Source organism: Pseudomonas sp. XP1 (assembly GCF_053557675.1).
In genome coordinates this window covers 14,830-23,986 of the sequence record NZ_JBNRIJ010000049.1, presented here as the reverse complement: position 1 = coordinate 23,986, position 9,157 = coordinate 14,830, and the positions used below count along the sequence as shown (strand labels likewise).

Sequence of the window (9,157 nt, the reverse complement as noted above, 5' to 3'; positions counted from 1 at the left end):
CCCACAGGTACTGCGCAGGTTCCGAAGCCTGTGCAGTACCTGTGGGAGCTGGCTTGCCGGCGATAGGGCCGGTACAGGCGATACAAATGAAAACGCCCCGAACCAGTCGGGGCGTTTTCGTTTACCGCAGCAGCGTCTTACTTGCCTTCCCAGCGCTTGAGCACCAGGGTGGCGTTGGTGCCGCCGAAGCCGAAGCTGTTGCTCATGACCGTGTCGATCTTGGCGTTTTCTTCGGTCTTGCGCAGGATCGGCAGGTCGGCGACCTCCGGGTCCAGCTCGTCGATGTTGGCGGAGCCGGCGATGAAGTTGTTTTCCATCATCAGCAGGCAGTAGATCGCCTCGTGTACGCCGGCAGCGCCCAGCGAGTGACCCGACAGGCTCTTGGTCGAGCTGATCTTCGGTGCCTTGTCGCCGAACACGGCGCGAACGCCCTTGATCTCGGCAACATCACCGACCGGGGTCGAGGTGCCGTGGGTGTTCAGGTAGTCGATCGGGGTGTCGACGGTCGACAGCGCCTGCTGCATGCAGCGGATGGCACCTTCGCCGCTTGGCGCAACCATGTCGTAGCCGTCGGAAGTGGCGCCGTAGCCGACGATTTCCGCGTAGATCTTGGCGCCACGGGCCAGGGCGTGTTCCAGCTCCTCGACCACCACCATGCCGCCGCCGCCAGCGATGACGAAGCCATCACGGTCGGCATCGTAGGCGCGCGAGGCCAGTTCCGGGGTTTCGTTGCGCTTGGTCGACAGGGCGCCCATGGCATCGAACAGGAACGACTGGCTCCAGTGCTCTTCTTCACCGCCACCGGCGAAGACGATGTCCTGCTTGCCCCACTGGATCTGCTCCAGGGCGGTGCCGATGCAGTGTGCCGAAGTGGCACAGGCCGACGAGATCGAGTAGTTGATGCCCTTGATCTTGAACGGGGTGGCCAGGCATGCCGAAACGGTGCTGCCCATGGTGCGGGTAACGCGGTACGGGCCGACGCGCTTGACGCCTTTCTCGCGCAGGGTGTCCAGCGCTTCCATCTGGTTCAGGGTCGAGGCGCCGCCAGAGCCAGCCACCAGGCCGGTACGGGGGTTGGAAACCTGCTCTTCGGTCAGGCCGGCGTCCTTGATCGCATCCTGCATCGCCAGGTAGGCGTAGGCAGCAGCGTGGCCGACGAAGCGGTAGACCTTGCGGTCGATCAGTTCTTCGAGGTTGAGGTCGATGGACCCGGAAACCTGGCTACGCAGCCCCATTTCCTTGTATTCCGGGTTGTAACGGATACCCGGACGGCTGTTGCGCAGGTTTTCGGTGACGGTAGCTTTGTCATTGCCCAGGCACGATACGATGCCCAGACCAGTGATAACGACGCGGCGCATGCGAATAACCCTTAGAAATTGTCAGTGGAGGTGAACACGCCGACCCGCAGGCCTTCGGCAGTGTAGATCTCGCGGCCGTCGACGCTGACCGAGCCATCGGCGATGGCCATGTTCAGCTTGCCCTTCAGGACGCGCTTGATATGAATGTTGTAAGTGACTTTCTTGGCTTCCGGCAGTACCTGGCCAAAGAACTTCACCTCGCCCGAACCCAGGGCGCGGCCGCGGCCTGGCAGGCCCTGCCAGCCGAGGAAGAAACCTACCAGCTGCCACATGGCGTCGAGGCCCAGGCAGCCCGGCATTACCGGGTCGCCTTCGAAGTGGCAGGCGAAGAACCACAGGTCCGGATTGATATCCAGCTCGGCGACCAATTCACCTTTGCCGTACTTGCCGCCTTCTTCGCTGATATGGGTGATGCGATCGACCATCAGCATGTTCGGCGCGGGCAGTTGCGCATTACCTGGGCCGAACAGCTCACCGCGACTGCAGCGCAGCAGGTCTTCCCGAGTAAAGGCGTGTTGTTTGGTCATGCGAGCTCCTCAATAACCCCCTGCGGCAGGGGATGAATCTTCCCGGCCGGCCCGATACGCATCGCGTCCGAGGCGGCAGCCTACAGGTAGACTATTGCGTTGTGGTGAAAGTCACAGTGCACCCGGCGAAAGAAGTACAGGTGTGCACTGAAACGTCTATTTTCAGGTCCGATGAAGGTCCTGTCCAGTGTTTAAGACTGCCGCACTTTAGCATTTATCGCCAGTCGCGGTTGTCTGACCGGGTAGCCAGCGCTGCAGCACCCGCTGCAGTTCGGTGCGGCGCAAGGGTTTGCTCAGGTAGTCGTCCATGCCGGCCGCCATGCAACGCTCGCGGTCGCCCTGCAAGGCGTTGGCGGTCAGCGCGATGATCGGTAGCCTGGCGCCGTTGGGCAGCTGGCGGATACGCCGAGTGGCTTCATAGCCGTCCAGGAGCGGCAGGCGGCAGTCCATCAGCACGGCGGCAAAACGCTGCCGGCTGACCCGTTCGACCGCCTCCAGGCCGTCCTCGGCCGTGCATACCGCCAGCCCCAGGCTACGCAGCATGGCCTCGATGACACTTTGGTTGACCGGGTTGTCCTCTACCAGCAGTACCTGATCATTGTCGGCCACCGCCGGCGGCGCAGCGCTCGGCAGCGTCAGCGAGACCGGGGCAGGGCTGGCCAGAGCCAGAGGCATCTCCAGGGTAAAGGTGGAGCCCAGGCCTTCACGGCTTTCGCCGCGCAGCTTGCCGCCCATGCGTTCGGCCAGGGTGCGAGCGATCGACAGCCCCAGCCCGGTGCCGCCATAGCGGCGGGAAATCGAGCTGTCGGCCTGCTGGAAGGCGACGAACATCATTTCCAGGCGCTCGTTGTCGATGCCGATACCGGTGTCACGCACACTGCAGGTCAGCCAGATCAGTTGCCGGTCGAGCACTTGCCAGCGCGCCTCGACCTGTACCTGGCCGCGTTCGGTGAATTTCAGCGCGTTGCCAATCAGGTTGAGCAGGATCTGGCGGATGCGCGTGGGGTCGCCGTTCACCTGCAACTGCTCGATACCCGCTGGCAGTTGCAGGTGCAGGGCAAGGCCGCGCTGCTGGGCACTGTGCTGGAATGACTGGACGCTGCTGGTGATCAGCTCGCCCAGGTTGAAGTCGATGTGTTCCAGCTGCAGCGCGGCGCGTTCGATGCGCGAGAAGTCGAGGATGTCGTTGATGACCTTGAGCAGGTGCCCTGTGGACTCGCTGGCCACTGCGGTGTACTCGGCCTGTTCGCTGTTCAGCTGGGTGGTTTCCAGCAACTGCAGCATGCCCAGCACGCCATTCATCGGCGTGCGCAGCTCGTGGCTCATCATCGCCAGGAAGTCCGATTTGGCACGGTTGGCCTGTTCGGCCTCCTCGCGGGCCTGGATCAGCTCGGCAATGGCCTGCTTCTGTTCATTGCTGGCCTGCTCCAGGGCGTGGGCCAGGTTATTGATGTGGCGCGCCAGGTGGCCCAGTTCGCTGTCATCGACCACCGGCAACAGGGTGTGGTACTCGCCCTGCTGGATGGCCTTGACCGCATGGCCCATGTCGCTGATCGGCTTGGCCAGGCTCAGGGCCAGGCGGCGCGCCAGCAGGAAGGTGAACAGCAGGGCGAACAGTGCGAGGATGCCGGCCTTGATCACGATTTCCTGCTGGCGCTGGCTGAAGGCGTCATCGGACATGCCGACGATGACCCGGCCCAGGTAATCGTCGCCGATGGCCGGGGTGGTGGCTTTGCCCTGTTGCAGGAAGTCGCTGTCCAGGCGGATCTGCTGCAGGCGGATGGGCGCCTGAAACACTTCGACGCGCTGCGCGCGGTTGGCGCTTTCGTCGGACTGCTCCACATAGACAAGGATGTGGTTGCGGCTGTCCTGCACCTCGAGGAAGCGCACGTGGGGAATGCTGAGCGTGGCGCGCATCAGGCCCTCGAGCACTTCGTTGTTGCCCGAGATCACCCCGTATTCCGAGGCTGGCGCCAGCTGGTTGGCGATCAGTTGCCCGGTGTGGTTCAGTTCCTGGCGCAGGTCCTGGATACGCACGAAGGTGAAAAAGCTGATCAGCAGCAACGTCAGCAGCAGGGCAGGGCCGAGGCTGATGATCTGGGTGCGGGTGTGGATGTCCCAGCTCAGGCGCTTGCTCATGGGGTGGGTTCTCCTTCGGCCAGGGCCTTGGCGGCGGCGTTCGGATCGATCGGTTCAAGGCCCAGGGCGCGCGCCACCTGCTGGTTGCCGCTGACGCCGAAGCGTACCGGGTACAGGCTGCGTGGCCAGCGCGCCGGTGGCTGGTCGAGCAACTGGTCGAGTACCGCCAGCCAGTCGTCCTGGTCACTGAAGGTGCTGGCCAGGGCGCCGGCGCGGACGAACCCGGCGTTCGGGCCGATAAGCGCCATCTGACGGCCGTAGCTGCTCAACAGCAGGTTCTTCGCAGTCTTGGAGTTGAACAGGTCGGTGTCGTCCAGGCCCAGCAGCACGTCACTGTTGGCCAACAAATTTTGCAGAGGGCGGCTGTCGCGAGGGTCGGGCCAGTCCTGGGCGATGATCTCCAGGCCCAGCGGGCGGGCGGCATGGCGCAGCTCTTCGAGCAGGAAGCTGCTGTGCTCACCGTACAGCACACCAATGCGCCGGGCCTGCGGCAGCAGGTAGCGCGCCAGGCGCAACTGCCGGCCCAGCGGCGGGTCGCTCCACAGCAGCGTGAGGAACGCGGGCCGCGACTTTCCCAGGCGCTGTTCAGCCTGTACCCGGCTGACCCTCATGGCCAGGGCCGGCGGGCCGGCATTTTCCCCAAGGCGCCATTCCAGTGCGGCGTTGTCCAGCAAGATCAGGCGCTGGTCAGCCTTGAGCTTGCCCGGGCGTGGCAGGTCGGCGGTGGTCTGGAAATGCACGTGATCGTGCGGCCTGCGGTTTTCCAGCGCAGCGACGAAACTGCGAATGCCGGGCTGGTCTTCCGCGCCTACCAACACGATTTCGCTGGCGGACAGCGGCCCCATTGGCCACAGGCACAACAGCAACAGGCGCAGCAGCAGGGCCATCAGAACTCCAGCTCCGCGCTGACGCTCAGGCGGTGGCGGCTGTCGTAGCGGTTCTGGATTGCCGTGGTCGGCTCGTCGTCCAGGCGCTGTTGCCACAGCGCGGCCAGTTCCAGGTTGCTGCCATGCACCCGGAAACGCTTGGCCAGGCGCAGGTCCAGGCGCTCGTAACGGTACTGGTTGAGCGCATCGTCACCGTAATAGAACAGCGCGCTGGACCAACCGTCACCCCATTCGCGCATCCATCCGGCCGAGCCGCTGTTGCGCGCGCTGAGGCGTCGGTCGGCGGGGTTGCTGGCCCAGGCATCCACGTAGGCGTAGGTAAGGCGCAGGCGGTCGCGCAGGGTCGGGCGCCAGTCCAGTTGCGCCTCGCTGCCGCTGAAACGGGCCTTGTTGGCGTTGCTGGCGATGTACTGGTTGTTCTTCAGGGGCTCGCTGATCATTCCAGTGATCTCGTCGTAGAACAGCTTCACATCCATGTTCAGGTCGATGTCGCTGAAGTAGCCGTTGTAGCCCAGCTCGCGCGAGCGCATGCGTTCCTGGTCGAGGTCGCCCGGGCCGCGGGTCTTGACGAAGTATTCGCCGTTCTGCAGGCCGAAAGCGTTGGGGGTCAGGTTCTTGACCGTGTAGCTCCAGTTGACATTGTTCTCGAACATGTCTGGCGAGCGCACCGCCTCGGAGTACACCGCACGCAGGCCATGGCGCGGGGTGATCAGGTAGTTGACTGCCACGCGCGGGGTCAGCGAGCTGCCGGACAGGCGCGAGTCCTCGAACATGGCACCGCCCTGCAGGATCCAGTGCTCGTCGGCGCGCCATTCCAGTTGGCCGAACAGGCGCCAGGTCTGGTCGTCGATGCTGCCATTGAAGTAGGTTTGCGAGTCGGCACGATCATAGCGGTAGTTCATGCCGCTGAGCAGGCGCAGGCTGTCTGTCAGGCTCAGGGTATCCTGGATTTCCAGGTCGTAGCGGGTTTCGCGGGTGCTCTGGTCGACGTCGCCGCAGACCTGCTGCTTGCCACCGTTCGCCCATTGCTGCTGGACCTTCTCCAGAAGCCCTTTCATGACGGGATCGTTGGTCGAAAGTGGCGCGCCGGTAGCAATGCCGCGCGCCACCTTTTCGGCGAAGTCAGGGTTCATCTGCCAGAGCTGGGTCAATTCCGGGCTGAACGACTGCAAGGCGTCACAGGCGCGCCACACCTGCTGGCGGTCGAAATGCTGGGCAGAACCCTGGATATACAGGCTGTGCTCGGAACTGAAGTCCTTGGTCCAGCGCAATGAGCCGGCGTAGTCCTTGGCATTGACGTCAGCGTTGTTACCGGCTTCGTATTTGGCGAACACCGGCTGGTAGGTATAAGGCCGCTGGTTGCTGCCTTCCTTCGCCGCCAGTTGCCATTCCAGGGTCTGGTCGTGCGCCAGGCTATGGCTGGCGTTGATATTGAAGCGGGTCAGCCGACGGCTGTCGCGGTAGTCCTGGCCGAACTGGTTCTCGTCGAAGCCATCGTCCTGCTGGCCAGACAGCGACAGGCGCATGTCGCCACCCTCCCAGCCGAAGCCGTGGCTGGCGTAGAAATCGTTGATGCCGTCCTGGCCGCGGGTCATCTTCAGCCGCGTGCCATGGCTGTCGGCGGGGTTGCGGGTAAGAATGTTGACCACTGCCATCAGCGCGTTGGCGCCGTAGCTGACCGTGTTGGGGCCGCGGAACACCTCGATGCGCTCGATATCCTCCATGGCCAGCGGAATGTCGCTCCAGTCCACCGTGGCCAGGCCGGCGCGGTACACCGAACGGCCATCGATCAGCACCTGCATGCGTCGGGCATCGTTGACGTTGCTGCCGTGGTAGTTGACCGTGGGTTGGTTGCCGGCGTTGTAGCCCACCATCATGCCCGGCACCAGGCGCAGCAGCTCGGGGATGTCGCGGGCACCGCTGGCGCGGATCAGCTCGCTGTCGAGCACGGTCATGCTGCCCGGGACCGCGGCAGGGGATTGTTTCAGGCGCGTGGCGGTCAGAACCTGCGGCAGGTCCGTGTTGTCGATGAACAGGTCATCGGCCACGGCCGGGCCACCGAGCAGGGCAGTCAGTATGAGCAGGCGCGGGTACGGGGGCGTGCCAGGGAACACAAAGCGGCCTTGTATCAGGATTGAAACAGGCATGGTAACTGACCTTGGCGTATTTGCCAGTGATCTGCATTGCCTGTGATGGCCCTTTCGCGGGTAAACCCGCTCCCACACAGAGCGCACCGCTGCTGAAGGCTTCGTTGTACCTGTGGGAGCGGGTTTACCCGCGAAGAGGCCAGTACTGACACTGGTTCTGTCGCAGGCGAGCCGTATAATGGCCGGGTCGCCACTTAATTTTTGGCTTTAACGGATTGGATATGACTGAACAGCAACCTGTTGCAGTTCTGGGAGGCGGCAGCTTCGGCACCGCCGTGGCGAACCTGCTGGCAGAAAACGGTGTGCCGGTCCGCCAATGGATGCGCGACCCGGAACAGGCCGAGTCCATGCGCGTCAATCGCGAGAATCCGCGCTACCTCAAGGGCATCCGCCTGCACGACGGCGTCGAGCCGGTCAGCGACCTGCTGGCCACCCTGCAAGCCAGCGAGCTGATTTTCGTCGCTTTGCCATCGAGCGCCTTGCGCAGCGTGCTGGCCCCGCATGCCGAGCTGCTGCGCGGCAAAGGCCTGGTCAGCCTGACCAAGGGCATCGAAGCGCAAAGCTTCAAGCTGATGAGCCAGATCCTCGAGGAAATCGCCCCCGAGGCGCGCATCGGCGTGCTGTCCGGCCCCAACCTGGCTCGTGAAATCGCCGAACATGCGCTGACCGCAACGGTGGTTGCCAGCGAGGACGAAAAACTCTGCCAGCAGGTGCAGGCCGTGCTGCATGGGCGCACCTTCCGCGTCTACGCCAGTGCCGACCGCTTTGGCGTTGAGCTGGGCGGGGCGCTGAAGAACGTCTACGCCATCATCGCCGGCATGGCGGTGGCCTTGGGCATGGGCGAAAACACCAAGAGCATGCTGATTACCCGCGCCCTGGCCGAGATGACCCGCTTCGCCGTCAGCCAGGGTGCCAATCCCATGACTTTCCTCGGCCTGGCCGGTGTCGGTGACCTGATCGTCACTTGCTCCTCGCCCAAGAGTCGCAACTACCAGGTCGGTCACGCGCTTGGCCAGGGCCTGAGCCTGGAGCAGGCGGTCAACCGCCTGGGTGAAGTGGCCGAAGGCGTCAACACCCTCAAGGTGCTCAAGGCCAAGGCGCAGGAAGTGCAGGTCTACATGCCGCTGGTGGCAGGCCTGCATGCCATCCTGTTCGAAGGCCGCACGCTGAACCAGGTGATCGAGCACCTGATGCGTGCCGAGCCCAAGACCGATGTCGATTTCATTTCCATCAGCGGTTTCAACTGAGCCTTCAGCGGCTCTGACAACAGCAAGGAGCAACACATGAACGATACGCCCGAACGCGCCCAGCGCGAGTCGATCATCCTGCGGGTCCTGTGGATGGTGGTGTTCCTGGTGGTCTGGCAGCTGGCCGAGCTGCTGCTCGGTGGCCTGGTGCTGGTACAACTGATCTACCGCCTGGTGTACGGCGCCCCCAGCGCCAGCCTGATGAACTTCGGTGACAGCCTGAGCCAGTATCTGGCGCAGATCGGCCGCTTCGGCAGCTTCCACAGCGACCAGAAGCCCTGGCCGTTCGCCGACTGGCCGGCACCGCGAGCCCCTGAAGGCGAGGCACCGCACGCCGTGATCCCGGCCCCGCACCCGGTGCGTGACGAGGAGCCCAAGCTGTGAAGCTGTGGGTACTGCGCCACGGTGAAGCGGAGCCGCGGGCCAACAGCGATGCCGAGCGCCGGCTGACCGCCCATGGTCGCGAGCAGGTGCTGCACAGCGCCGCCCGCCTGCTGGGTCAGCCGCTGCAGGCGATCATCGCCAGCCCTTACGTACGCGCCCAGCAAACGGCCGCCCTGGTGCACGACACCCTGGGTTTCGCCGAGCCGGTGCGCACCGTGCCCTGGCTGACGCCCGACAGTGATGTGCAGCAGGTCATCGGCGAAATCGAGCGCTTGGGCCTGGAGCATGTGCTGCTGGTCAGCCACCAGCCTTTGGTGGGTACCCTGGTGGGGGCGTTGCAGCATGGCCACCAGCAGCAGCCGGCAGGCATGAGCACTGCAAGCCTGGCGGAGCTGGAAGGGGACTGGCCGCTGGCTGGGCTGATGGCCCTTCGGGCGATCAACTCGCCGGCCTGAAACCCAGGGGGGC

General features: G+C 64.2%; 8 protein-coding genes. 3 read left to right on the top strand and 5 right to left on the bottom strand.

What is annotated here, in order from left to right:
* Positions 1–137: 137 nt before the first annotated feature.
* The 5 genes from fabB to ACK1U9_RS24335 form a co-directional block, all read right to left on the bottom strand.
* The gene (gene fabB, locus ACK1U9_RS24355) at positions 138–1,358 is read right to left on the bottom strand and encodes a beta-ketoacyl-ACP synthase I (RefSeq protein WP_016711636.1); all 1,221 of its coding nucleotides are present in this window, start codon (positions 1,356–1,358) and stop codon (positions 138–140) included.
* An 11-nt stretch (positions 1,359–1,369) separates the two neighbouring features.
* Complete coding sequence (gene fabA / locus ACK1U9_RS24350; RefSeq protein WP_003251509.1) at positions 1,370–1,885, bottom strand: 3-hydroxyacyl-[acyl-carrier-protein] dehydratase FabA; 516 nt, start codon at positions 1,883–1,885, stop codon at positions 1,370–1,372.
* Positions 1,886–2,092: 207 nt separating this feature from the next.
* Positions 2,093–4,024, bottom strand: a complete 1,932-nt coding sequence (locus ACK1U9_RS24345) for an ATP-binding protein (RefSeq protein WP_046615110.1) — start codon at positions 4,022–4,024, stop codon at positions 2,093–2,095.
* Positions 4,021–4,911 carry an ABC transporter substrate-binding protein gene (locus ACK1U9_RS24340; RefSeq protein WP_085601283.1) on the bottom strand — a complete coding sequence of 297 codons (891 nt, stop codon included), beginning with the start codon at positions 4,909–4,911 and terminating at the stop codon, positions 4,021–4,023. The genes ACK1U9_RS24345 and ACK1U9_RS24340 overlap by 4 nt, the downstream gene beginning before the upstream one ends.
* Entirely contained in the window at positions 4,911–7,058 is a 2,148-nt protein-coding gene (locus ACK1U9_RS24335; protein ID WP_153671722.1) for a TonB-dependent receptor plug domain-containing protein, read from the bottom strand. The genes ACK1U9_RS24340 and ACK1U9_RS24335 overlap by 1 nt, the downstream gene beginning before the upstream one ends.
* A 221-nt stretch (positions 7,059–7,279) precedes the next feature.
* On the opposite strand from ACK1U9_RS24335, the gene ACK1U9_RS24330 reads away from it, so the two are divergent.
* Genes ACK1U9_RS24330 through sixA form a run of 3 tightly spaced genes read left to right on the top strand, consistent with a single transcriptional unit; the run spans position 7,280 to position 9,144 of the window.
* Complete coding sequence (locus ACK1U9_RS24330; RefSeq protein WP_108480223.1) at positions 7,280–8,305, top strand: NAD(P)H-dependent glycerol-3-phosphate dehydrogenase; 1,026 nt, start codon at positions 7,280–7,282, stop codon at positions 8,303–8,305.
* Between the two features lie 36 nt (positions 8,306–8,341).
* Entirely contained in the window at positions 8,342–8,689 is a 348-nt protein-coding gene (locus ACK1U9_RS24325) for a DUF4389 domain-containing protein (protein ID WP_085601284.1), read from the top strand.
* Entirely contained in the window at positions 8,686–9,144 is a 459-nt protein-coding gene (gene sixA / locus ACK1U9_RS24320) for a phosphohistidine phosphatase SixA (RefSeq protein WP_041505759.1), read from the top strand. The genes ACK1U9_RS24325 and sixA overlap by 4 nt, the downstream gene beginning before the upstream one ends.
* Positions 9,145–9,157 lie beyond the last annotated feature (13 nt).

Bases quoted from the DNA above. Each gene is read 5' to 3' on its own strand.
- fabB (WP_016711636.1), bottom strand. From the start codon at position 1,358: ATGCGCCGCGTCGTTATCACTGGTCTGGGCATCGTATCGTGCCTGGGC.
- fabA (WP_003251509.1), bottom strand. From the start codon at position 1,885: ATGACCAAACAACACGCCTTTACTCGGGAAGACCTGCTGCGCTGCAGT.
- ACK1U9_RS24345 (WP_046615110.1), bottom strand. From the start codon at position 4,024: ATGAGCAAGCGCCTGAGCTGGGACATCCACACCCGCACCCAGATCATC.
- ACK1U9_RS24340 (WP_085601283.1), bottom strand. From the start codon at position 4,911: ATGGCCCTGCTGCTGCGCCTGTTGCTGTTGTGCCTGTGGCCAATGGGG.
- ACK1U9_RS24335 (WP_153671722.1), bottom strand. From the start codon at position 7,058: ATGCCTGTTTCAATCCTGATACAAGGCCGCTTTGTGTTCCCTGGCACG.
- ACK1U9_RS24330 (WP_108480223.1), top strand. From the start codon at position 7,280: ATGACTGAACAGCAACCTGTTGCAGTTCTGGGAGGCGGCAGCTTCGGC.
- ACK1U9_RS24325 (WP_085601284.1), top strand. From the start codon at position 8,342: ATGAACGATACGCCCGAACGCGCCCAGCGCGAGTCGATCATCCTGCGG.